At 65.7% G+C, this 24,709-nt stretch carries 20 protein-coding genes; 3 read left to right on the forward strand and 17 right to left on the reverse strand.

Annotated elements, in window-relative coordinates; genetic code table 11:
* Positions 1-80 precede the first annotated feature (80 nt).
* The 7 genes from ABE093_RS11690 to gap all read right to left on the reverse strand — a co-directional run bounded on the left by ABE093_RS11690 (position 81) and on the right by gap (position 9,884).
* Complete coding sequence (locus tag ABE093_RS11690) at positions 81-1,088, reverse strand: class I fructose-bisphosphate aldolase (RefSeq protein WP_430761079.1); 1,008 nt, start codon at positions 1,086-1,088, stop codon at positions 81-83.
* Between the two features lie 81 nt (positions 1,089-1,169).
* Complete coding sequence (gene pyk / locus ABE093_RS11695) at positions 1,170-2,621, reverse strand: pyruvate kinase (protein WP_430761080.1); 1,452 nt, start codon at positions 2,619-2,621, stop codon at positions 1,170-1,172.
* Positions 2,622-2,708: 87 nt separating this feature from the next.
* Positions 2,709-4,961, reverse strand: a complete 2,253-nt coding sequence (locus tag ABE093_RS11700; protein WP_430761081.1) for a tetratricopeptide repeat protein — start codon at positions 4,959-4,961, stop codon at positions 2,709-2,711.
* Complete coding sequence (locus ABE093_RS11705) at positions 4,958-6,988, reverse strand: DUF3857 domain-containing transglutaminase family protein (protein WP_430761082.1); 2,031 nt, start codon at positions 6,986-6,988, stop codon at positions 4,958-4,960. Before ABE093_RS11705 ends, ABE093_RS11700 begins: the two co-directional genes overlap by 4 nt.
* A 51-nt stretch (positions 6,989-7,039) precedes the next feature.
* Positions 7,040-8,212 carry a phosphoglycerate kinase gene (locus tag ABE093_RS11710; protein WP_430761083.1) on the reverse strand — a complete coding sequence of 391 codons (1,173 nt, stop codon included), beginning with the start codon at positions 8,210-8,212 and terminating at the stop codon, positions 7,040-7,042.
* Positions 8,213-8,334: 122 nt separating this feature from the next.
* The gene (locus ABE093_RS11715; protein WP_430761084.1) at positions 8,335-8,808 is read right to left on the reverse strand and encodes a hypothetical protein; all 474 of its coding nucleotides are present in this window, start codon (positions 8,806-8,808) and stop codon (positions 8,335-8,337) included.
* 71 nt (positions 8,809-8,879) lie between these two features.
* On the reverse strand, positions 8,880-9,884 hold the full coding sequence (gene gap / locus ABE093_RS11720; RefSeq protein WP_430761085.1) for a type I glyceraldehyde-3-phosphate dehydrogenase: 1,005 nt from the start codon (positions 9,882-9,884) through the stop codon (positions 8,880-8,882).
* A gap of 103 nt (positions 9,885-9,987) precedes the next feature.
* Here gap and ABE093_RS11725 point away from each other — a divergent pair, with 103 nt between their 5' ends.
* On the forward strand, positions 9,988-10,884 hold the full coding sequence (locus ABE093_RS11725) for a S1/P1 nuclease (protein ID WP_430761086.1): 897 nt from the start codon (positions 9,988-9,990) through the stop codon (positions 10,882-10,884).
* 36 nt (positions 10,885-10,920) lie between these two features.
* Complete coding sequence (locus ABE093_RS11730; RefSeq protein WP_430761087.1) at positions 10,921-12,870, forward strand: acetyl-CoA hydrolase/transferase C-terminal domain-containing protein; 1,950 nt, start codon at positions 10,921-10,923, stop codon at positions 12,868-12,870.
* Here ABE093_RS11730 and tkt read toward each other — a convergent pair.
* Together tkt and ABE093_RS11740 are read right to left on the reverse strand one after the other, a co-directional pair.
* Positions 12,845-14,833: a transketolase gene (tkt, locus tag ABE093_RS11735; protein WP_430761088.1), complete on the reverse strand. Its 1,989-nt coding sequence runs from the start codon at positions 14,831-14,833 to the stop codon at positions 12,845-12,847. The genes ABE093_RS11730 and tkt overlap by 26 nt on opposite strands.
* Positions 14,834-14,906: 73 nt before the next feature.
* Positions 14,907-15,356 carry a hypothetical protein gene (locus ABE093_RS11740; RefSeq protein ID WP_430761089.1) on the reverse strand — a complete coding sequence of 150 codons (450 nt, stop codon included), beginning with the start codon at positions 15,354-15,356 and terminating at the stop codon, positions 14,907-14,909.
* Between the two features lie 161 nt (positions 15,357-15,517).
* Here ABE093_RS11740 and ABE093_RS11745 point away from each other — a divergent pair, with 161 nt between their 5' ends.
* Positions 15,518-15,883: a helix-turn-helix transcriptional regulator gene (locus ABE093_RS11745; protein ID WP_430761090.1), complete on the forward strand. Its 366-nt coding sequence runs from the start codon at positions 15,518-15,520 to the stop codon at positions 15,881-15,883.
* Positions 15,884-15,950: 67 nt separating this feature from the next.
* On the opposite strand, the gene ABE093_RS11750 is transcribed toward ABE093_RS11745, so the two are convergent.
* Genes ABE093_RS11750 through ABE093_RS11785 form a run of 8 tightly spaced genes read right to left on the reverse strand, consistent with a single transcriptional unit; the run spans position 15,951 to position 24,682 of the window.
* A complete protein-coding gene (locus ABE093_RS11750; RefSeq protein WP_430761091.1) occupies positions 15,951-16,364 on the reverse strand; it encodes a hypothetical protein in 414 nt (137 codons plus the stop codon).
* Positions 16,365-16,417: 53 nt separating this feature from the next.
* Positions 16,418-17,767, reverse strand: a complete 1,350-nt coding sequence (locus tag ABE093_RS11755) for a dicarboxylate/amino acid:cation symporter (protein WP_430761092.1) — start codon at positions 17,765-17,767, stop codon at positions 16,418-16,420.
* Between the two features lie 51 nt (positions 17,768-17,818).
* Positions 17,819-19,510 (reverse strand): BatD family protein, encoded by a 1,692-nt coding sequence (locus ABE093_RS11760; RefSeq protein ID WP_430761093.1) that lies wholly within the window; start codon positions 19,508-19,510, stop codon positions 17,819-17,821.
* Complete coding sequence (locus ABE093_RS11765; protein ID WP_430761094.1) at positions 19,507-21,273, reverse strand: VWA domain-containing protein; 1,767 nt, start codon at positions 21,271-21,273, stop codon at positions 19,507-19,509. The genes ABE093_RS11760 and ABE093_RS11765 overlap by 4 nt, the downstream gene beginning before the upstream one ends.
* Positions 21,270-22,301: a vWA domain-containing protein gene (locus ABE093_RS11770; RefSeq protein WP_430761095.1), complete on the reverse strand. Its 1,032-nt coding sequence runs from the start codon at positions 22,299-22,301 to the stop codon at positions 21,270-21,272. The genes ABE093_RS11765 and ABE093_RS11770 overlap by 4 nt, the downstream gene beginning before the upstream one ends.
* On the reverse strand, positions 22,286-22,741 hold the full coding sequence (locus ABE093_RS11775; RefSeq protein ID WP_430761096.1) for a DUF4381 domain-containing protein: 456 nt from the start codon (positions 22,739-22,741) through the stop codon (positions 22,286-22,288). Before ABE093_RS11775 ends, ABE093_RS11770 begins: the two co-directional genes overlap by 16 nt.
* Entirely contained in the window at positions 22,738-23,679 is a 942-nt protein-coding gene (locus ABE093_RS11780) for a DUF58 domain-containing protein (RefSeq protein ID WP_430761097.1), read from the reverse strand. The genes ABE093_RS11775 and ABE093_RS11780 overlap by 4 nt, the downstream gene beginning before the upstream one ends.
* Positions 23,648-24,682 (reverse strand): AAA family ATPase, encoded by a 1,035-nt coding sequence (locus ABE093_RS11785; RefSeq protein ID WP_430761098.1) that lies wholly within the window; start codon positions 24,680-24,682, stop codon positions 23,648-23,650. The genes ABE093_RS11780 and ABE093_RS11785 overlap by 32 nt, the downstream gene beginning before the upstream one ends.
* Positions 24,683-24,709 lie beyond the last annotated feature (27 nt).

A 24,709-nucleotide genomic window follows, 5' to 3' on the forward strand; every position in this document is an offset into this window, starting at 1 on the left:
GACGTTACGGAGCGACATTCCCCGATAAAAACAAAAAACGCCGGCATCGGCCGGCGTTTTCGATTGCGGTCAAGCAAGGATCAGGCTTTCTTCCACTGACCCAGCGCAGCCAGACCGTTGTCCTTGGCGCGGGCATACACGGTGTCCTGCGCCTTGGCCCAGTTGCCGGTCATGTCCTGCGACCACAGCTTCAACGCGGCCTGCTGCATGGCGCGACCGTAGGAGAACGACAGCGGCCACGGGTTCGGGCCCATGCGGTTCATCGCATCGAGATGCGCGGTCGCAGCTTCGTCGCTCTGGCCACCGGACAGGAACACGATGCCCGGCAGGATCGCCGGCACGGTCGACTTCAGGCACATCAGGGTGGCTTCGGCCACTTCCTCGACGCTGGCCTGGTCCGGGCAATCCTTGCCGGGCACGACCATCGACGCCTTGAGGATGGTGCCTTCCAGCGCGACGTTGTGCTGGTACAGCGCATCGAACAGCGAACGCAGGGTCACTTCGGTGACTTCGTAGCAGGTCTCGATGTCGTGGCTGCCGTCCATCAGCACCTCGGGTTCCACCATCGGCACGATGCCCTGTTCCTGGCACAGCGCGGCATAGCGGGCCAGCGCCTGGCTGTTGGCCTCGATGCAGGTGCCGGAGGGAATGTCCTCGCCGATGTTGATCACCGCGCGCCACTTGGCGAAACGCGCACCGAGCTTGTAGTACTCCTGCAGGCGGGCGCGCAGGCCATCGAGGCCTTCGGTCACCAGCTCGCCCGGGAAGCCGGCCAGCGGCACGGTGCCCTTGTCGACCTTGATGCCCGGGATCATGCCGTGATCGGCCATGTACTTGGCGAACGGCACGCCGTCCTTGGTGGACTGGCGGATGGTTTCGTCGAACAGGATGGCGCCGGCCAGGTAATCATTCACCTTGGGCACGGTCAGCAGCAGCTCGCGATAGGCGCGACGGTTCTCTTCGGTGCTGGCGATGCCGACGCCGTCGAAGCGCTTCTGGCAGGTCGCTGCGGATTCGTCGATGGCGATGATGCCCTTGCCCGGCGCGACCATCGCACGGGCGGTTTCGGCAAGCTGTTCGATGCTCATTGCGTTTGGCGTCCTGGCGCGGGGAAAACGCAATTATAGCCCGCGCCCGGGTTTCGATCGGGTCCGCCGGCGGTCGCCCGGTCAGGCGGTCGGCATGGTCTTGCTGACCTCGATCACCCGCAGGGTATTGGTGGAACCGTGCTGGTGCATGCTCTCGCCGCTGGTGAACAGCACGCGCTGTCCCTCGTCCAGCAAGCCGTCGTCCAGCAGGTGGCGGATGGCCTGGCGGGCGGCCTGGCCGGCGAACAGGCCGCGGCTGTCGAAGGCGATCGGGAACACGTCGCGCATCAGCGACATCCGGCGGCGGGCGTCGGCATGGCGGGAGAAGGCGTAGATCGGCACCGGCGAACGGAAGCGCGACAGATAGCGCGCGGTGCCGCCGGATTCGGTCAGGGCGATGATCGCCTCGACCGGGATGTGCTGGGTCAGGAACATCGTCGCCATCGCGATCGCGTTGTCGACGCGGTCGAGGTCGCGCTGCGCGCCTTCGTAATTGGTGTCGCTATTGAACTGCTTCTCGGCGCCGATGCAGATGCGCGCCATCGCTTCCACCGCGCGCACCGGATACTGGCCGGCGGCGGTTTCCTGCGACAGCATCACCGCGTCGGTGCCGTCGATCACCGCGTTGGCGACGTCGAGGACTTCCGCGCGCGTCGGCATCGGGCTCGACACCATCGACTGCAGCATCTGCGTCGCGGTGATCACCACTTTGTTGCGCTGGACCGAGTGCGTGATGATCTTCTTCTGCAGGCCGGGCAATTCGGCGTCGCCGATCTCCACGCCAAGATCGCCGCGCGCCACCATCACCACGTCGCTGGCGTCGATGATCTCGTCGAGATTCTCGATCGCCTCGGCACGCTCGATCTTCGCCACCAGCGCGGCATGGCTGCCGTGCGATTGCGCGGCACGACGCGCCTCTTCCATGTCGGCGGCATCGCGACAGAACGACACCGCGATGAAGTCGGCATCGAGTCGCGCGGCGATCGCGATCAGCTCGCGATCCTTCTCGGTGATCGCTCCGAGCGACAGGCCGCCGCCCTGCTTGTTGAGACCCTTGCGATCGGACAACACGGAATCGTTGAGCACGCGGTTGATGATGCGCTGGCCTTCGATCTTCTCGACCTGCAGCTGGACCATGCCGTCGTCGAGCAGCAACACGTCGCCCGGCACGACGTCGCCCGGCAGGCCGAGATAGCTGACGCCGACCTGGGTGGCATCGCCCGGCGGCGGATTTTCCTCGGCGACCAGATCGAAGCGATCGCCTTCCTTCAACGCGACCTTGCCTTCGGCGAAACGCTCGACGCGGATCTTGGGACCCGGCAAATCGGCAAGGATGCCGATCTCGCGGCCGGCGCGTGCCGCGGCCTCGCGCACGGCCTGCGCGCGTGCGACCTGCCCCGAGGGATCGCCGTGCGAAAAATTGAGTCGGACGCAATCGACGCCGGCACGGATCAACGCATCGAGGACTTCCGGCGAATCGGTGGCCGGGCCAAGCGTGGCGAGGATGCGGGTGCGACGGCGGTGCTGTGACATTCGGGGCTCCTGACTGATCCCGTGACGCTAGCACAGCCATGCGCGTGCGTCAGGCGCAAAGACCCGACGCACGCGTTGTATTCGTTGTCAGGGGGCAGCCCTTGCCGGTTCGATATAGATCTGGTGCTTCTTGAACAAGGCGAGCCGTTCGGTCATGTTCTTGAGCGACACGGGACTGACATCGCCATCCGCCCGAGCCTGCGTCACCACCGTTTCCTGCAACCGCACGGCTTCGTCGAATTCGCCAGCCGCGGCATAACAGGCGGCCACGGTGTCCAGCGCGCCCGGCGACAGCGGCTGATCCAGCGCCTGCATGCGCTTGGCGACCTGCAACCCCTTCTGCGCCGCGCGCAGGTCCTGGTGTCGCGACGTGCAATATGCCCACGCCAGGCTGTTGCGCGAGGAAGTGGAACCGGCGGCATCGGTCTGCTCGAGCAAACGGACCCCCTTCGCATGATCGGCCGGATCATCACTTTGCTCGATCAACCATGTGCCGTATTCGAGAGGAGCCAGATACGACTTCGCGGCGAGCGCCTTGTCCAGCCAGAGCCGCCCTTCGGGAACATTTTTTGCGCCACCGGTCCCCGACAGCAACCAGGCCCCATAGAGGGCTTGTGCATCGGCATCGCCGGCACGCGCATCCCGCTCCATCATGGCGCGTGCCTTTGCTGGATCCTTCGGGATACCGGCACGCCCTTCCAGAGTCATTATGGCCAACTCCCGGCGGGCAGGCGCGCCTTCCGGCGCGGATGCCAAATCCTCATACAGCCTGCGCGCAGTTTCCGGTGTTCCGGTCACGCCCTTGAACCCCTGCCCCCAGAGCCTTGCAAGGAAATACATGGCATCGACATCTCCTTCGATCGTCGCCGGCAGCAAATACAACTCGGCTTCGCGCCATTGCTTGTGTCCGGCGGCCAGGAAGGCCAGTTGTCGCATCGCCAGATGGTCCCCTTCAAGCGCGGCATGCTTCAACAGGGCAAGCGTGGCTGCGTCCATCGGTTGTCCCGGATGCTCGGTGGTCCAGCGCTCGGCGACCCTGCGACTGGACTCGCCATCTCCTGCCGCGGTCGCCTTGTCTTCCCAGGCCGCGGCAGCGGCCTTGTCGCCATGCATCCTCAGGTTCATCGCGATCAATCGATCGCCATATCCCTTCGCGTTGTTCTCCGGCTTCGACAGTTCCGCGATGCCCGCCGCATCGATTTTGCGCCCAGGGGTTCCCTCATAGGACAACGCGATCCGCAATGGACCGGCTTCGCGATTGCCTGCGGCAGACGAGCGCGCAAGCCGATCTTCGAACCCGCTCGTGTTGGCATCGGGATGCAGGACGGCCTGGTACTGCACTGCAACCACTGTCGCGCCACGCTGCCACCACTGATTGTCTGCCGCATCGAGCAGCAAATTGGCAGCCTTTTCATCGCGGGCGATGCCGATGCCATTGCGATAGGCCGTCGACAGCAACACCATCGCCATGCCCTGCTTCTTTTCCGCCAATGGCAGCAATGCATCGACGAGGCCATCGGCGCAGCCCGGATAGGGCTTGAGCCCGCACACCACCAGCCAGGTACCGAGCGAGAGCAATCCGCCTTCGTTCGCGATCGGACGCATCGCCGCGATGCGTTCGGCCAGTTGTCCCTTTTCCATCGCGGCAGCGACCGCCTTCACGTCACGCGCGGACAACTCGCCGGCCTTGTCGTAGGCATCGATGAACTCGCGCGCGTTCCCATTCAGGTGCACGGCCATGCCGAAATTCGGATTCTTGCGATCGATGACGGTCTGGGCCACCAGATAGTCGAAGCGGAAATGGCGTTCGACCTTGCTCTCCGGATCGCGTGCCACGACCTCGATGGGAAAATCGCCGTGGGCGCGAAAGCCTTCATAGAACTCGTACTCGAATTCCAGCCCCATGGCATCGAGGGCGGCATAAGCATCGTTGAGGACGGCAATGCGCAGCGGGCGACGCCATGCGCCACTGCCCGCCTGTTGTTCCGCATATTTCCACAGCGCGGCAAACGCCGAGACCTCGGCATCGGCGACAGCCTTGTCGCCACGCGCTTCCGCGCACAGTTGCAGCGCGCGATGCAATGCCAGCGATACGGGAACCTTCACTGCGGCACGCTTCAGCCCGGCATCGCCTTTCTGGCAACTCTCGGCGGTCACGCGCGAACGCACGTAGCCGCTATCGTTCAGCGTCGAGTAGAGATCGCTGACATCATCGCCGCTGGCATTCGCCAGGTACCACGCCCATGCCTGCTCGGGCGTCTTGCCTGCGACCTGCGCCATCGCCATTGGAGCGGCCACCGCCAGCCACGCGACCACCGCCATCCGCAACATCGCCTTCATTTGTTCGCTCCGGATGCATCGTCAAGCAAGGCTTTCAGGCGGCGATCACGCTCTGCGGTCTCGCCTTGCAGCGGCACCCGGTAGCGCAGCGTCGAAGACAAGTCGTCGCGCACCTTGCGCAATGCCTCGATGTGCGCCACGCCCTCCTCGGCCGACACGTAGCGATTGCCGATCTTGACCTCGTACACCACGCTTGCTTCCTGGCCGCTGCTATCGACCGAGCGCGTGTAATCGAATGCCTTCGCCTTTTGCTCTTCCTTCTCGCGGCCGAACGTCGGGGTCCAGTTCGCCGGCGCGGTGACCCGGGTCTCGTGCCGGTAAGTGCCTTGCCGCGCGAAGTACAACGGACCGCTGCGCGACATCGTCTTCGGCAGGTTCATCGGAACGGACAGCGCTTCGCCATAGATCTGCAAAGCCTTGAGCGTGCCTTCGTTGCCGGTCGCATGGATGATGCGGTAGGACTCGTTGACCTTCAGGACATTCCCGGCGAGATCATCGCTGATGACTGGCGCGGCCAATACGTCGAGCTGGCCATAACGCTTCTGGTAGTACTCGGCGTAACCACGCTTGAGATCGTCGAGACGCTGGCGATTGACGGTGGAGCGCATCTCGTCGGCGGCGCCGCCGCGATATTCGGTCGTGATGTCGAGACGCGCCGAGCCATCGGGCTGGATCACGAAATGTTCGCTGGTGTTCACTGCAAGCCTGGTGATTGCCGGAGCGGGGATCGTCTCCAGGCCCTGCTGCCCCGGGTGAATCGGCAATGCCATCCCATAGGCGCTCAGATCGGTATCGCGCGGCTTCCCGCCCTGCAACGAACGCGTGGGATCGACCCATACCGGCTGCCCACCGATCTCGGCGCGCACGATGACGTGGTTGAACACCGCGCCCGATGGCGAAAATTCCCCGATCCTCTTGCCCCGGACCGTGGAGACCAGCGCGGGCTCGGCCTGGATATCGAGCCGGCGCAGGATCATCGACAACAGATAGGCCTTGTCCTTGCAGTCGCCGTAGCGACGCGACCAGGTGACGCCCGGCGCATTCGGCCGGTGGGAGTTCTGCCCGGTTTCGACGCCGAAATAACGGACTTCGTCCTGCACCGCGCGCAGCGCCATGGCCAATCGCGTGTCGGGGTCGGGCAACGCCTTCCATTGCGCGATCCGCGCCTGCAGGTCCGCCGGCAATTGCACGTCCGCCGGATACAACGGCAACGCCCAGGCCACCACGTCGCCCCAGCTCCGGCGTTGCGATGCCTGCACGTAGGGATACGGCTGGTACCACACCGGATAGTCGTCTTCGTTCTGGATGCCGGGCGTTCCGTGCTGGTGGAACTCCATTTCACGCCCATCGGCGAGATCGCGATACGTGGCCTGCACCGTGGTGTGTTCGCTGTGGATCGCGATATCGCTGCGTGGCGGATAGAGGACGCGCAACCAGTTGTCGAGCATCGGGCTGTTCCAGCCCAGGTAGATCGAGTCCGATTCCTGGCCCGCGAGCACCGGATTGCTGCCCTGCACGGTGTAGCTGATCTTGACGAGATCATCGACGCGGATGTCGTCGAGCACGATCAATGCTTCGACCTGGCCATTAGCGATGTCCTGTTCGAATTCGCTTTCGCGACGCGCCACCGTGATCGTGGCGGGACGCAGACGATCCTCCCATTTCCCGTTGCGGCGCAAGGCCACTTCGTGGATCACCAGGTGCTGGTAGTCGGGATTGAATCCGATCTGGTAGCGACCGGCCTCGCCGAGATTCGACTGCGTGCGCGGCTGGTAGACGTATTCGAAATAATCATCGTTCCTGCCGGCGCGATGATCGACCTGTTCGTCGTAGCGCCAGGTCCGCCAATTGCCTTCGTCCGCCCCGGGGGTCGACGCCGGCCAGACTTCCGGCACCGGTCCGCGCGACTGCACGAATGCAGGCGCCGGCCCGGTCGCGAATTCATATTCCCCGCGCTTGAACGTTTCCGCAGGCGCCGCGCCAGCACAGGCCAGCAGCAGCGCGCACCACAACACTTTCATCCCCATTGCGACTCCCCCGAGATTGCACTCCCAGACTAGCCGCAAGAAGGGAAATTGTCAGCCGCGCGCTTCCAATGCCGCGACCGCCGGCAAGGTCTTGCCTTCGAGGAATTCGAGGAAGGCGCCGCCACCGGTGGAGATGTAGGAGACATCCTTCTCGATGCCGAACTTGTCGACGGCGGCCAGGGTGTCGCCACCGCCGGCGATCGAGAACGCATTCGATTCCGCGATGGCATGGGCGACGGTTTCGGTGCCGCGTTCGAACGCCTTGAACTCGAACACGCCGACCGGGCCGTTCCACACCACGGTGCCGGCATCCTGGATCATCAAGGCGTAGCGCGACGCAGTTTCCGGACCGATGTCGAGGATCATGTCGTCGGCGCCGACCGCATCGACCGGCTTGATCGTCGCCGGCGCATCGGCCTTGAACTCGGGCGCGACCACGACGTCGACCGGCAACGGAATGTCGGCGCCGCGCGCCTTGGCATCCGCCATGATCTTCTTCGCGGTGTCGACCAGGTCGTTTTCGACCAGCGACTTGCCGACGCCGTGGCCCATCGCCGCGATGAAGGTGTTGGCGATGCCGCCACCGACGATCAGCTGGTCGACCTTGCCGACCAGCGACGACAGCAATTCGAGCTTGGTGCTGACCTTGCTGCCGGCGACGATGGCCAGCAACGGACGCGCCGGATGCTGCAATGCCTTGGCCAGCGCGTCGAGTTCGGCCATCAGCAACGGACCGCCCGCGGCCTGCTTCGCGAACCGGATGACGCCATGCGTCGAGGCCTGCGCGCGATGCGCGGTGCCGAACGCGTCCATCACGAAGACGTCGCACAGCGCGGCGTACTGCTTCGACAAGGCCTCGTCGTCCTTGCCTTCGCCAACGTTCATGCGGCAGTTCTCGAGCAACACGATCTGGCCCGGCGCGACCTCGACGCCATCGAGGTAGTCACGCACCAGCGGAACGTCGCGACCCAGCAATTCCGACAGGCGGCGCGCAACCGGCGCCAGCGAGTCGGCTTCGCTCCACACGCCTTCCTTGGGACGGCCGAGGTGCGAGGTCACCATCACCGCCGCGCCGGCATCGAGCGCCTTCTTCAGCGTCGGGATCGAGGCGAGGATGCGCTGGTCGGAGGTCACCACGCCATCGGCGACCGGAACGTTCAAGTCCTGGCGGATCAGCACGCGCTTGCCGCGCAGGTCGAGGTCGGTCATGCGGGTGATGGACATGCGCGGGCGCTCCGTTTCGTTTCAGCAGGAAACGCCTATTGTCGCGGGCCGGACCGCCGCGTTCAAATCAAACGAAAAGGGCGCCACGTGGGCGCCCTTTCGCTGGATCGATGACACCGCGCTCAGCGGTAGCCGGAATCCTTGGGATCGTTGACGATCTTGATCAGCACGCTGCGCGAGTCGTAGGCCGACGGCGAGCTGAAGATCAGGCGACCGAGACCCTTGTACGCGCACTCCCAGCGGTGGGTATCGCCACCGTGGTAGAACGGGATCCATGCCTTGCCGGTGACATAGGCGCCGCAATCGGCATCACGATGGCCGATCAGGTCCTGCACCTGCTTCTGCGGCATGCCGATCTCGAGCTTGCTGAAGGGCGACCCGGCGGCGGCAGTGCCGTAGATCTCCCCTTCGACGCCATCCTTGCCCTTCACCGTGCGCATCGGACCGTGGTCGGTCTGCTCGGTCTTGGCCTTGTCGTCATCCTTCTTCGCGTCGTCCTTCTTCTTGCCCCACGGCAGGCCGGCGCTGGCATCGGCACAGAACGCGAGCGCGGCGATTCCGAGGACGATCCCGCCCATCCGGACACGTTGCTTCATTTCGATTCTCCTTCCCCTGTTGGTCGTCCGCGGCCACGCATGTGACCGCGGTCTCGAAATTCTGCCACGAATTACTTCGCCGCGACCACCTTGACCATTTCCAGGCACTTGTTGCTGTAGCCCCATTCGTTGTCGTACCAGCTGACCAGCTTGACGAAGGTCGGGTCGAGCGCGATGCCGGCGTCGGCGTCGAACACCGAAGTGCAGGTCTCGCCGCGGAAATCGGTGGCGACGACCTTGTCTTCCGTGTAGCCGAGCACGCCCTTGAGCGCGCCTTCGCTCTGCGCCTTCATCTCGGCGCAGATCTCGGCGTAGGTCGCCGGCTTCTCGAGTTCGCAGGTCAGGTCGACCACGGAGACGTCACTGGTCGGCACGCGGAAGCTCATGCCGGTCAGCTTCTTGTTGAGTTCGGGAATGACCACGCCCACGGCCTTGGCGGCGCCGGTCGACGACGGAATGATGTTCTCGAGGATGCCGCGGCCGCCGCGCCAGTCCTTGTTGCTCGGGCCGTCGACGGTCTTCTGCGTCGCGGTGGCGGCGTGCACGGTGGTCATCAGGCCACGCTTGATGCCCCACTTGTCGTTGATGACCTTGGCGATCGGCGCCAGGCAGTTGGTGGTGCACGAAGCATTCGAGATGATCGCTTCGCCGGCGTACTTGTCGCTGTTCACGCCGTAGACGAACATCGGGGTGTCGTCCTTCGACGGCGCCGACAGGATCACCTTCTTCGCGCCGGCATCGAGATGCTTCTGCGCGGTGGCCTTGTCGAGGAAGAGGCCGGTCGATTCGATCACCACGTCGGCGCCGACTTCGTCCCACTTGAGGGCGGCCGGATCGCGTTCCTGGGTCAGGCGGATCTTCTTGCCGTTGACGGCCAGGGTGTTGCCTTCGACCGAGATGTCGGCCTTGAAGCGGCCATGCACGGAGTCGTAGCGCAGCATGTAGGCCAGGTAGTCCGGCTCCAGCAGGTCGTTGATCGCGACGATCTCGATGTCGTTGCCGAAGTTCTGCACGGCGGAACGGAAGACGTTGCGGCCGATGCGACCGAAACCGTTGATGCCGACCTTGATGGCCATTGCCTGCTCCTGTGGGGTGATGGACAACACCGGATTCGCCGGTGAGTCCGCCATTTTAGCGGGTGTCATCTGCCCGCGCCCGATCCTCGGCTACCATCGACCCATGAACAGAATCCCGAAGCCGCGCCTGCCCCAAACCAGAACGCTGATTGCCCTCCTCCTGCTCGCCTGCGCCCTGCCCGTGCTGGCTTGGGCGCCGCTGGGCCATCGCCTGGTCGGCGATCTCGCCGAACGCCACCTGACCCCAGCCGCCAAGGCCGAAGTCGCGAAGCTGCTGGCCGGCGAACGCGAGCCGACCCTGGCCGGCGTCGCCAACTGGGCCGACGAATTGCGCAACACCGATCCCGATCGCTTCAAGCGCACCTCGCGCTGGCACTACGTCAAGCTGACCGGACCGGAGTGCGCGTACGAACCCGCCAAGGAGTGCAAGGACGGCAGTTGCGTGATCGCCGCGATCGAAGCGCAGCTCGCCATCCTGCGTGATCGCAGCCAGCCGCTCGACGCGCGCCGCGATGCCTTGAAGTTCGTGGTGCATCTGGTCGGCGACGTCCACCAGCCCTTCCATGCCAGCAATCGCCCCGACGCCGGCGGCAACCAGTACCAGATCAGCCTGCGCACCAAGCTCAAGCCCGAAGCCTATGCGCAGAAGAACTACGTCGATGGCGTGATGGGCACCAACCTGCACTCGATGTGGGATTACTACGTGCTCGGGGAAACCGGGATGCATCCGCGCGCCTTCGCCGACGAACTGGCAAAGCGCCCGTGGCCGCCGGTCGCAACGACGGACGGCAATCCGACGCAGTGGGCGCAGGAGTCCTGCCGCCTGATCGACGACTGGGGCACCTATCCGCAGGGCCACAAGCTCGATGCCAGCTATGGCGAAGCGATGCGCCCGTTGGCCGAGCGCCGCGTGCTGCAGGCCGCCGATCGTCTGGCGTTGCTGCTGAATGAAGCGCTGGACCCCGCCGCTGCGGCGGAGAAGAGCGCGGAGAAAAACTAGACCCCCGCGCAACGGCCAGCGGCCTATGCTTGGACAATGACCGAGCATGTCGATTCCATCGAGGTCGCTGTCGCCCGCCTGCTGGCGCATGCCGACGGCCCGCTGCGCGTCGGTGCGCCGCTCGGACTTGGCAAGCCCCATCGCCTGCTCAATGCGCTGTATGACGCGGTATCCGCGCGGCCCGAACGCGAATTGCATCTCTATACCGCCCTGTCGCTCGATCCGCCCACGGGTCGAAGCGATCTGGAGCGGCGCTTCCTCGATCCGTTCGTGCGACGCATCTACGGCGACGATTTCCCGCGACTGAAATACGTACGGGCCGAGAAGGCCAACGCGCTTCCGGCCAACATCGAAATCGAGGAGTTCTACCTGCAGTCCGGCGCGCTGCTGGACTCCACTCCCGGACAACGCCGCTACGCCAGCCTGAATTACACCCATGTCGCCGACGCGTTGGCGGATCGCGCCGTCAATGCCATCGTGCAATCCGTGGCGGCCAATGACGCGGGAGCGCTATCGTTCTCCTGCAACACCGATCTCACGAGCGACACCGTCGCGGCCATCGTCGCGCGCGGCCTGCCACGACCGTTGCTGGTCGCGATGGTGGATCCCGGCCTGCCCTGGCTGGGCGGCGGCGCCGAAGTTCCGACAGGCTTCTTCGATGTCGTGGTGACGCCACCTGGCCCCGCATCAAAACTGTTCGTCTTGCCGCGCGAACCGGTCAGCGATGCCGAACACGCCATCGGGCTGTATGCCAGCACCCTGGTCCGCGATGGCGGTACGTTGCAGATCGGCATCGGTGCGTTGTCGGACGCGCTGTGCCACGCCCTCGTCCTGCGCCATGTCGACAATGCGCGCTATCGCGCCGTGCTGCGTGCGCTCGATCCGGAAATCGAACGCCATCCTGCCGTGATCGCCAGCGGCGGCCTCGATCCGCTGCCGAACGGCCTCTTCGGTTGCAGCGAAATGATCAACGAGGGATTCCGCCTGCTTGTCGAACGCGGCGTGCTGTCGCGCAAGGTAGTCGACGATCTTCCATTGATGCAGCGCATCGCCGAGGGCAGCGCCGACGCCTCCGACCGCGAGCGGCGCGATCGCGAAGGCCAATTCCTGCGTGGCGCCTTCTATCTGGGATCGCCGGACTTCTACGACTGGCTGCGCGGCCTCGACGAGGCCGAACGGCGGGCGATCGACATGCGCCCGGTCAGCCACACCAACCAGCTGCGTCGAGGCCATGAAGCGCTGGATCGGCTGCAACGCCACGACGCGCGCTTCTTCAACACCTGCATGATGGCGACCGCGCTTGGCGCTGCCGTCAGCGACGGACTCGACGATGGCCGCGTGGTCTCCGGCGTCGGCGGCCAGTACAACTTCGTGGCGATGGGACACGATCTCGACGGCGCGCGATCCGCGCTCCTGTTGCATGCGACGCGCAGCACACGAGGCCATGCGCACTCCAACATCCTCTGGAACTACCCGCACGCGACGATCGCCCGCCACCTGCGCGACCTCTACGTGACGGAATACGGCATCGCCGACCTGCGCGGCAAGGTCGACGAAGACTGCATCATCGCGATGACCGGCATCGCCGATGCGCGCCATCAGGCCGACCTGCTGCAACAGGCCAGGGCCAATCGCAAACTCGCCGGCGCATTCGTCGCGCCGCCGTCATGGCAGGACAACACCCCGGAACGCGTGCGCGCCGCGCTCGCACCGTTCCGACTGGATGGCACGCTGCCGGACTATCCGCTCGGCAGCGATTTCACGTCGGTGGAACAGCGCCTCGTGAAGGCGCTGCAATGGCTGCAGGAAACCACATCCACGCCCTACGGCACGGCCAAGGCCATCGTGCGCGCACTCGCCAGTGGCGCCCCCGCGGATGCCGAAGCCATGCAACGCATGGCGCTGGATGCGCCACGCGGCTTGCAGGACCGCTTGTACGCGCGCCTGCTCGGATACGCGCTCAAAGCGAGCGCGCAACCTCGATGACGTGATCGACAGTGAAGCCGAAGTGCTTGAACAGCACTTCCGCAGGCGCCGAGGCGCCGTAACCAGTCATGCCGATCACCGCGCCGTCGAGACCGACGTACTTGCGCCAGAAATCCGCGGTGCCCGCTTCGATGGCGACGCGTTTGCGCACCGAATTCGGCAACACCGACTCGCGATAGGCAGCGTCCTGGCGATCAAACACGTCGGTGCTCGGCATCGACACCACGCGCACGCGTTCGCCCAATTGGGCAGCGGCGTCCATCGCCAGGCCGACTTCTGAACCGGTGGCGATCAGGATCAACTCCGGCGTGCCGACGCTGTCCTTGAGGATGTAGCCACCGCGACGGATCGCGGCGAGCTGGGCGGCATCGCGCTGCTGGTGCGGCAGGTTCTGGCGCGAGAACACCAGGCAGCTCGGGCCATCGGCGCGCTCGATCGCGGCCTGCCATGACACCGCGGATTCCACTGCATCGCAGGGACGCCACAGGTCGTTGTGGGGGATGTAGCGCAGCGAGGCCATGTGTTCGACCGGCTGGTGGGTCGGGCCGTCTTCGCCGAGACCAATGGAATCGTGCGTGTAGACGTGGATGACGTGCGCGCCCATCAGCGCGCTCATGCGCACGGCGTTGCGCGCGTAATCGCTGAAGACGAGGAAGGTGGCGTCGTAGGGAATGAAACCGCCATGCACCGCCAGCCCGTTGCTGATCGCCGACATGCCGAATTCGCGCACGCCGGAATAGATGTAGTTGGCGTTGGCGTCACTGGTCGAAACACTCTTGCTGCCGCTCCACAGCGTCAGGTTGGAGTGCGCGAGGTCGGCGGAGCCGCCGACGAGTTCCGGCAGGTGCGGCGCGAACGCTTCGATCGCCATCTGCGAGGCCTTGCGGCTGGCGACGACCGGGCCTTCGACCTGCAACTTGGCGGCATAGGTATCGGCCAGCGCGTTGAAGTCGGAAGGCAACACGCCCGTCATCCGGCGCGTCAGTTCTTCGGCTTCCTGCGGGAATGCCGCGCGATAGGCCGCGAATGCCGTGTTCCACTCGGTTTCGCGCTTGGTGCCGGCTGCGTGCGCATCCCAGGCCTGCATGATGTCGGCGGGAATCTCGAACGGCGCATACGGCCACGCCAACGCCTGGCGCGTCGCTTCGACTTCGTCCTTGCCCAACGGCGCGCCGTGGCTGGATTCCTTGCCGGCCTTGTGCGGCGAACCGAAACCGATCGTGGTGCGGCAGCAGATCAGCACCGGCTTGTCGCTGACTGCCAGCGCGGTGTTGATCGCGGTTTCGATTTCGACCGGATCCTGGCCGTTGACGCCGCGGATCACCTTCCAGCCGTAGGCCTCGAAACGCGCCGGCGTGTCGTCGGTGAACCAGCCCTGGGTGTCGCCGTCGATGCTGATGTGGTTGTCGTCCCAGAAGGCGACCAGCTTGTTGAGCTTCCAGGTGCCGGCCAGCGACGCGGCTTCATGGCTGATGCCTTCCATCATGCAGCCGTCGCCCATGAACACCCAGGTGCGATGGTCGACGATGTCGTGGCCTTCGCGGTTGAAGCGTTGCGCCAGCAGTTTTTCCGCGAGCGCCATGCCGACCGCGTTGGCGAAGCCCTGGCCGAGCGGACCGGTCGTGGTCTCGATGCCCGCCGTCTCGTAGTTTTCCGGATGGCCCGGCGTCTTCGATCCGAACTGGCGGAAATTCTTGATGTCGTCGATCGACAGGTCGTAGCCGGTCAGGTGCAGCAATGCGTACTGCAGCATCGAACCGTGGCCGTTGCTCAGCACGAAGCGATCGCGATTCCACCACTTCGGGTTGGCCGGGTTGTGCGCGTAGTGATCGCGCCACAGCACTTCGGCGATGTCGGCCATGCCCATCGGCATGCCGGGATGGCCGGAATTCGCGGCCTGGACGGCGTCAATGGCAAGGAAACGGATGGCGTTCGCGAGTTCGCGGCGCGTCGGGGTGGTCATGGCGGCATCGGCGGGCGCCCGCGGCTCGGGGCCCGCCCATTGTCCCACAACGCATTGGTTGGCGGCCCGGCAATTACGTTCCTTGCAATTCCCTGACCAGGTCTTCCATCACTTCGGCGTTGTTCCCGGTGATGAATTTCTCCGGGATCCCTTGCGCACGCAGGCTTCTTTCGATGCTTTCGCCGAAATCGGAGATCGTCTGCGGGATCGACGTTCCCGGCGGGGCCGCCAATGCATTGAGTTGCACCGCCGCCAGATCGCGATAATTGCGGATGCGATTCCCGAGGAAATAGTTGTAGAAATCGGCGCTGGCCGGATTGCGTCGACAGATCCCGGCCATGACCGCCACGACAACTGATTCATAATCCCCGCCAAGATTCTTGTGAAGCCTTGCCAGGTGGGATACGGCGACCTCCGTGTTGTCTTCGACCGAAAAATCCAAGCACGCCTCCATGTTGATCTGCTCCTTGCCGACCCTGGATTCGATCGCCTCGCAATGACCTGCGGCCGCGATCGAATCCAACGGCATCCACTCCCCCACCCTCGCAACCGGCTCCGACAGCAAGTACGGAAATTCCGTCCTTCGAAGTCTTGCATTTCCGAACATTATGTGTCAACGCATGACCGCACGACATAGGTACGGCACAGCAATACTGTCAAGGGCCCTCTGACCGGAGCCCGCAGATGAAGCGATTCGCCGATCGCCTGCGCGAAGCGCGCGTGGCTGCCGGGCTGACGCAGGAGCAACTGGGCTTCGCGCTCGGAATCACCAAGTCGTCGGTATCGGCCTGGGAAAACGGCCGCGAGACGCCCAGCTTCAAGATGCTCCCGGAATTGCGCCGCGCATTGGGGCGCTCGCTCGACGAACTGATTTGCGGCGTCGCCTCGGGAGATCACCGACAGATCGCCGAAGGCAGTCCGCCATACGCGTCCGACGAATCTTCCCCGGTGGCGCGCAACGAGAAGGAGCGTGCATTGCTGCTCCGTTATCGCAACCTTCCGGCCAAACGCCGGGCTGCGCTACTCGATCTGCTCAAGCCTTCGGAATAACTGCACGATTGCACATATAAACGGCGGGCGCCCGCGACCCGGGGCCCGCCGCGAAACGCCGCCTGGATTACTTCTCGGCCGCGTTGAGGATGTTGCACATTCCCTTCTGCACGCCTTCCTCGCCGACCGCGAGGCCACCTTCGGTGGTGAACGTGAGTTCGATCTTCGAACCCTTGCCCTTGGCTTCGATCACCGCATTGAGCGGCACGGTTTTCGCGCTGCCGGTGACGTTCTGCTGCGCGGAGATGATGCCCACTTCCTTGTCCGCGGTATTGATCTTGAATCCTTCGCTGACGATCTTGCGATAGACGCGGGTGTAGGCGTCCTTGCTCGACACGGTCGGGTATTCCGCCCAGCTCTTGAAGGTGCGTCCCTTGAAAAAGCTGCCTTCCTTGGAATAGTTCGCCATGCACTGCTCTGCCGCCTGTGCCTGCACGGCGACGGCGGCCAGGCCGATGGCCACGATCCACTTCAACTGCATTGTTCCCCTCCTCTCTTGCCGTCCGGGATGGCGGGGACGGCAGCCGCCTTGAATCAATGCATCGCGCCTTCTTCCAGGCGCTCCAGCGTGGCGTCGTCCGGCATGTCGGTTTCGCCACTGCGGTTCGCCACCACCACGGCCGTCGCGAGATCGCCGGTCACGTTGAGCGCGGTGCGGCACATGTCGAGGAAGGTGTTGACGCCGATGATGATGCCGATCTTCTGCGCATCGAGGCCGATGATGGCGCAGATCATCGCGATCACCGGCAGCGATCCCGACGGGATGCCCGCGGTGCCGATGCCGCCGAGAATGCACAGGATCAGCACCAGCAACTGTTGGGTGAGCGGCAGGTGTAGGCCCGACGCCTGCGCCAGGAACAGCACCGTGATGCCTTCGAACAGCGCGGTGCCGTGGTGGTTGGCCGATGCGCCGACGGTCAGCACGAAGCGCGAGACCTTGCGCGGCAGCTTGAGGTTTTCCTCGGCCACGCGCAGCGTCACCGGCAGCGTCGCGGTGGACGACGCGGTGGCGAACGCGGTCAGCGTCGCTTCCTGGGTGCCGCTGAAGAAGGTGCGCGGCGACATTCCGCCCATGAAGCGCACCCACAGCGGCAGCACGATGAAGCCGTGGATCGCCAGCGCCACCAGCACGGTGACCACGAACCACAACAGCGCGCGGATGGCATCGAAGCCGAGCTGCGCGGTGAGGTTGAACATGAAGGCGGCGACCGCGTACGGCGCCAGGCGGATGAACAGGCCGATCAGCGTCATCGAGATCTCGAACACGCCCTGCAGGGTGTTCTTGAACGCGCGGGTGCCGGCGCTGGGATGCATGACCAGGCCGACGCCGAACATCAGCGCGAAGAACACGATGCCCAGCTTCTGCTTGTCGTCACCCATCGCGCCGATGATGTTGTGCGGCACGATGTTGATGATCAGATCCATGAAGTTGAGCTGCTTGCCCTGCTCGATGATCTGGTCCGCTTTGGCGATATTGCTGCCGACCACCTTGTCGATCAGCGACGGATCGAGGTGCGTGCCCGGCTGGAACACGTTGGCGCACAAGAGGCCGATGCCGACCGCCGCACAGGTCACGCCGGCGGTGTAGATCAGCGTGCGCCAGCCGAGCCGGCCCAGCGAAGCGATGTCGCCGAGTTCGGCCACGCCCAGCACCAGCGCCGAGAACATCAGCGGCACCACCAGCATGAACAGCAGGTTGAGGAAGATCTTGCCGAAGGGCTGGGTGACGTAAGCGATCAGCGATTCCACCCACGGCGCATTGCCGATGAAGGAATGCACGGCAAGACCCAGCAGCGTGCCCAGCACGAAACCGATCAGCACCTTGTAGTGCAGGGCCAGCCCTTTGCCACCGGTGGTCGCGACGGGTTTCTGCTCAGGGGTCATGCGTCGGCTCCGGCCGTGAAAATCCGGAGGAGCTTAACAAACCGCCCCCGATCAGTGCTCCGGATAGAGCGGCGGCAACGTGGATTTGGCGGTTTTCGCCTCTTCTGCTGCGCGCCACTGCGGTCCGTCGCGGAAGGCCTGCCGCAACGATGCCAGCGCCGTTTCCGGCGCGATCCGGCCATTGCCCCAGAGCGCGGCCTGCAAGGCATCGATGGCGTCGGCCTGCGGCATCGACTGCAGTCGCGACTTCAGCGCATCGAGATCGGCCGCGGGTGGATTTGCCATCCGCTGCAAGGTCTGCGCGATGCGGGCGAGATCGCCGGAGTCCAGCACCTCGTCGAGTTCATCCTTGCGCAAGGGCAGCGGCGGCGCGGAGGATGGTTTTGCATTCGCCGCCACCGGCGCGGCGACATGCGTGTCGCGACGACGCGCGACCCAGGCCAGGCTGGCGATCCACAACAGGCCGACCACGGCGGCGGCGATGCTCCAGACGAAACCGGAACGCAGCCAGCGTGGCCATTTCGTGCCTTCCTGGGCAGCGGCCGGCTGCGCCGCGGCGGGGGCAGCGAACGCCCCCGTGCCGGGCGCGACATTCACCGTCACCGGTTGTGCCTGCGCGGTCGCCGGCTGGTCGTTCGCGACATCCCACCACTGGATCGGCGTCGCCTGCAAACGCAATGCACCGGCATGCGCCGGCACCACCGAGAAGCGCCGCGTCACGACCGTCTGTGGCCGTCCGCCATTGTCGCGATCGTCGATCGTCGGGGCTTCCGGATACACCTGCGCATCGCTGTCCGCGGTCAACATCAATTCCGGCAATTGCGCCGCGCTGGCGCCGTCGGCCTGCATGCGCAAGGTCACCACCGCCGTCTGGCCCGCCGTCGCGGATCTCGGCACCGCAGTCACCTGCAGTTCGAGGCGACGCAGCGGCAGCCACGGCTGCGCGGCATTCGCCGGCAATGCCCGCACCTGCAGCACCTGCGGCTGCCCGCTGGCGCGCATGTTTTCGCGGCCGTCGCCGAAGACGTCATCGAAGAATCCGCCCTGCCCGTGCCCGCTGAAACGCGCCGCCGGCAAGGTCAGCGTGCCGCTGCGATCAGGCACGAGCACATAGTGGCGTTCGATCACCGAATAGCTGCGTCCCCCGATGTCTTGCGTGCCCTGCACGTCTTCACCGACCCTGCGCAACGACGCACCGGGCGGGGCATCGAGATCGAGCGCACCATCCAGCATCTGCGTCGCGTAGATCAGGCGCACGGTCACGCCCACCGATTGCTGCACATAGGGGTGGCGATCATCGACCTGGGTCTGGATGAACACGGGTCCCTGGCTCGCAGCCGGTTGCGTTTGCTGCAACGCCGGTTGCGCCTGCGGCGATGGCAATGGCGTCGTGTTGCCGACAGCCGTCACTTCCAGCTGCAAGGGCTGCGTGCGATCGCGACCCACCGCCAGTGACGGAATGGTCTGGATGCCGGGCTGCAACGCGATCAGTTCAACGCGATAACGCAGATCGACCGCCAGCGAGCCATTGGTGTAGCGCACCGAACGTTCGCTGGCGACATCCTCGACGCGAAAGCGCGATCGCAACGCCGAATAATCCGGCGCGCCGACCTGGTCGGTGGCGATGGTCAGCATCACCGCATCGCCCTGTTTCACATGGGTGCGATCGAGCGTTGCCGAAGTCTTTGCCCATGCCGGCACGGCGAACATCGCCAATGCAATCAACGCGGCTCCACGTTTCATCCACCACCTCCGCGACGCCGCGCGCGTTCCAGCTGGAACTTGCTGCGCAGCAAGGCACCGGGATCATCGGGGATGCGCCGCAACCAGGCTTCGACCTGCTGGCGTCGCTCGCGTTCCGCGGCTGTTTCCGGCTGCGATCCCGCACCCGGCTGCTGGCCTTGGGCGTCGCCCTTGCCCTGCTGTATCGCCTCGCGCATGCGTTCGCGCTGCGCTGCATCCGCTGCCGCCTGGCCTGCGCGATCCTCCGGCTTCGGATTCCCGGATGCATCGCCTGCCGACGACTGGCCGTTCTGTTGCCGATTGTTTTGTGGCTGGCCATTCTGCTGCGCGCCGCTTTGCTGCTGTCCGCTCTGCTGCGACGAGTTCTGTTGTGAACCGCCCTGCTGCTGGCCACCCTGTTGCTGGCCGTTCTGCTGGCCCTGCTGGCGATTCTGCTGGCTGTTTTTCCCGGACTGCTGTCCCTTTGGCGGCGGCTGGCGCATCGCCTTGAGCACCGCTTCGCGATTGGCCTTGGCATCGGCCATGGCGGGATCGCGGCGCAAGGCCTGGTCGTAAGCCTGCACCGCCTCGCGATACTTGCCGAGTCGCGCCAGGGCGTTGCCGCGGTTGTAGGCGGCATCGGGACTGCCGACTTTCGCGAATTCGGATTCGGCGCGCGCGAAATCGCCCTTGCGATACGCCTGCTGCCCCGATTGCATGTGGTCGTAAGCCTGTTGGTCGGGACGCCGCCACAAATCGCCCGCATGTCCCGTTTGCGGGATCGCGGCGAATCCGATCGCGAGGAACAGCATCGCCGCGAGCGCACCGCCACGCCGGAACGCCGGCAACAGCAGCAACATCAGCGGGATCAGCAACCACGCGCCATCGTCCTGCCACTGGCTGCCGGCGCGACCATGTGCATTGCCGCCGGCATCCGCCGAAGTTGGCGCATCGACGCCAAGCTGCGCGATGTCGGCCGTGGTCGATCCCATCGCGGTGGCGCGACCACCGCCCGCGGCCGCCATCGCCGTCAATGAGGCGAGATCGAGGCGCGCCATCGAGATGTCGCCGGCGGCATCGCGCACGGGTCGCCCCAGCACGCTGCCGACGCCCAAAGCCGAGACGCGAAAACCGTCGCTGCGTGCAGCCGCGGCCGCGCGGATGGCCGCGGCGTCGGCATGGTCGGTCATCAGCACGATATCGCCCTGGCTGGCGCCCGCCTGTTGCAACAGATCCTGCGCAAGCCGGATCGCACGATCCGCGTTCTGGCCGTCGTCGGGCATCACGTCCGGCGACAAGTCATCGATGAAGACCGCGACATTGGCCGGATCATCGGTGAGCGGCGTCACCGCATAGGCATCGCGCGCGAACGCGACCAGCGCGACCTGTCCATCGGGACGCGCCTTCAACCATTGCTGCAGCTTGGCGCGCATCAGCAGCATTCGCGACGGCGCGACATCCTCGGCCCTGCTCGCCGACGACAAATCGATGGCGATGACCAACGGCGATTTCGACTGCTGCAACGGCGCTTCGCTGCGATGCCATGACGGCCCAGCCAGCGCCAGCACCGCGCATGCCGCCAGCAGCAGCGCCCACAGCGGCCCCAGGCGTCCGCGCGTCACCGCGCCACCGTCTTCCAGTACATGCGGGCGCAGCACCGGGTCGATCACGCCCGCCCACGGATCGCGGCCGTGCCGCAATCGCCATGCCAGCCACGCCACGACCGGGACCGCGAGCAAGGCCCACAGCCATTCCGGTCGCAACCAGTGCAACGCCGTGATCATCCGCGGCGCCTCCAGGCGTTGAGCGCGAACGCCAGCACGAACAATCCGCATGCCGCCAGCAACAGCGGGTAATAGTGTTCGATGCGCGGACGCACCGCCTTTCCCTGCGTCTTCACCGGCTCCAGTCGTTCGATCTCGCCATAGATGCCGGAAAGCTGTTGTGCATCGCGCGCCCGGTAATAACGGCCACCGGTCATCTGCGCGACCTTCTGCAAGGTCGTCTCGTCGACTTCATCGTCGCCGCCCGGCATCGACACCGGGATGCCGAAGAAACTCTGCTGCGAATCGCCACCGCCGACGCCGATCGTGTAGACGCGCACGCCGGCGATCTGCGCCAGTTCCGCCGCCTTCAACGGTTCGATCACGCCGGACGTCGCGACGCCGTCGGTCAACAGGATCAATACGCGCTCCTGCGCCGGAACCGCGCGCAGGCGCTTCACGCCCAGCGCGATGGCATCGCCCAATGCCGTCGAGGTGCCGGGCAAGCCAACCACGCTGTCGCGCAATTGCTGGCGCACCGTGTCGAGGTCGGCGGTGATCGGTGCAAGCACGAAGGCACGATCGCCGAACACGATCAGGCCGACGCGATCCCCGCCGCGACGATCGAGGAAATCGGCGATCACCGCTTTCGCGGCCGTCAAACGATCCACGGTCGAGTTGCCGAGCGCCATGTCCGGCGTTTCCATGCTGCCGGAGAGATCGACCGCCAGCATCATCCCGCGTCCGCTGTCCGGCGGCAGTACCGCAGGCCCCAGGCTTTGCGGTCGTGCCGCCGCCACGCACAACACGATCCACGCCAACCAGCCCAGCCACGGCGCATGGCGACGCAAGACGCCCGGCCTGCCGTCGCCGACGCGCGCCAGCGCTTCGCCATCGGGAAATCTCAATGCACCGCCTTGCGTGCGTCGCGCCGGCAGCAACATCCACGCCAGCCACGCCAATGGAATCGCCCACAACATCCACGGCCAGGCCAGCGCCCAGTCGTGCGGCCACAGGCGCTGCAGCCATGTCGTCACTGCTGCATCCATTCGATGAAGCGCGTGCGCGCGACGTCGCGCAAGGCACGCACGTCATCTGCGTTCACTTCGGGACGGAAGGCGCCGTCCACCAGCATGCGACCGGCGTCGGTTTCGAATACCGGCACCTTGTAGCCGGAATCGAGGAAGCGCAGCCATGTCTCGCCGTCGTAGGTGTCGGCATCGCCCTGCTTGCGGCGCGCGGCGCGGCGCAGCAACTCCGACATTGCCCGCACCTGCGCCGCCGGGGTCTGCGCGGCGTCGACGGTGTTGTCGAACATGGCTTCGAGTTCGCGCACCTGGCGGATCTTGCGTCGACGCAGGATCCACACCGCTGCAGCGATCGCGACGACGACCGCCGCCACGACCCACCAGCCCGGCGCCGGCGGCCACCACGCCGGCGCGGTCGCTTGGTGGATGTCGCGCAATGCGATTTGCGCAGGCGCCGTCATGCCACTTCCGCCTGCGTTGCGCGAAAACCCGCCAGCCAATCGCTGGCCGATGCATCGGTGGCGACCGCCTGCGCTTCGCCGCCGGCATCGCGGATCGTCGCCAGCGCCTGCTGCACGGTCCCCGCGAATGCTTCTTTCCAGCGACCGTAGGCAGCAGCCCCCGAGAGATCGAGTTCGCTGCGTGCCCCCGCACTGAGAAAGCGCAAGCGGCGGCGCGGCGGCGATTGTTCGAAGGCGTCGACCGGCAACAGCACGTGCAATTCGCTCGCTTTCGCCAATGCACGCCAGCGCGCGGCATCGATCGCGACGACGCTGGCCGCTTCCGCGAGCACGACAACACGCGAACCGGGACGCACCAGTCGCCGCACCTGCCGCAAGGCGTGATCCAGTCCATGCCCATCGCTTGCAGGCGTCGAATACCAGCGCACCAGCGCTTCCAGCACCGGCAATGCGCCACGCATGCCACCGGCCGGCATGCGCGGTGGTTCGCTGGCGCTTCCGCACATGGCGCCGATGCGATCGCCGTCATTGAGTGCGGACCACGCCGCGACCGCGCCCAATCGCGCCGCCTGCACCGATTTGTAGCGCTCGCGCGTCCCGAAATACAGCGACGGCACGCGATCGGCGACGATCCAGCTCGCGCGCTCGCGTTCGGGCTGGAACAGTTTGGTATGTGGTCGCCCGGTGCGCGCGGTGACGCGCCAATCCATGTGGCGGGCGTCATCGCCAACGGCGTATTCACGCGATTCCGCGTATTCCATGCCGCGGCCACGCAAGGGCGACAACGCCGGCCCGCTCACGCCCTCGCGCGCGCGCCGCGGCGGGCGTCGCGCAGTCGCTTCACCGCGCAGCGCCAGCAGCATCGGCAGGGAGGGTGCGATCGCGTCGTTCACGGCTGCCACGCGCTCAGGGCAACGGCACCACGCCCAGCAAGGCATCGACCAGGCGATCGCCGGTCCAGCCTTCGGCCATCGCCTCGTAACTAGGCAGGATGCGATGGCGCAGCACGTCGGGCGCCACCGCGCGCACGTCTTCCGGCGTGGCGTAGTCGCGCCCCAGCAACCATGCACGCGCACGCGCGCAACGCTCCAGCGCGATCGAACCGCGCGGACTCGCGCCCCAGGCGATGCGTTTCGCCAGATCGCGGTCGTAGCTCGCGGGATTGCGCGAGGCCAGCACCAGCTCGATCAGGTAGCGCTCGAGCGCGGGTGCGACATGGACATCCAGGACTGCCGCGCGCGCCGCGAACAAGTCGTCGAGCGCGACCGGCACCGGCGCTTCGGCGGGCTGGTCCAATACTTGGCCGCGCGCCGCCGCACGCGCGATGCGCAGGATCTCGCTTTCGACCTGGGCATCGGGATACCCGATCCGCACGTGCATCAGGAAACGATCGAGCTGCGCTTCCGGCAGCGGGAAGGTGCCTTCCTGCTCGATCGGATTCTGCGTCGCCATCACCAGGAACAACTTCGGCAACGGATAGGTCTGCCGACCGACCGTGACCTGGCGCTCGCCCATCGCCTCCAGCAGGGCCGATTGCACCTTGGCCGGCGCGCGATTGATTTCATCGGCCAGCAGCAGCGAATGGAAGATCGGACCCGGCTGGAATTCGAAGCGCCCATCCTGCGGTCGCCACACCTCGGTTCCGGTGAGATCGGCGGGCAGCAGGTCGGGCGTGAACTGCACGCGTGCGAACTGCGCATCGAGTCGCGACGCCAGCGCGCGGATCGCAGTGGTCTTGGCCAGGCCGGGCGCGCCTTCCACCAGCAGATGGCCATCGGCGAGCAAGGCGATCAACAGGCGTTCGATCAGCCGCGACTGGCCCACCACCTGCGCCGACAGGTCATCCGCCAATGCGCGAAACGTGGCGTGCAGGCGACCATCGACGACGGCACGCTGCGGCGCGGCTTGCGTGGGCAACTCTGGGGGCAGGGTCTGGTTCATCGGACGATCGCGAAAGAGACGGCGCCA

This window comes from Solilutibacter silvestris, assembly GCF_050574925.1.
In the GTDB taxonomy this organism is placed as follows: Bacteria; Pseudomonadota; Gammaproteobacteria; order Xanthomonadales; family Xanthomonadaceae; genus Solilutibacter; species Solilutibacter silvestris_A.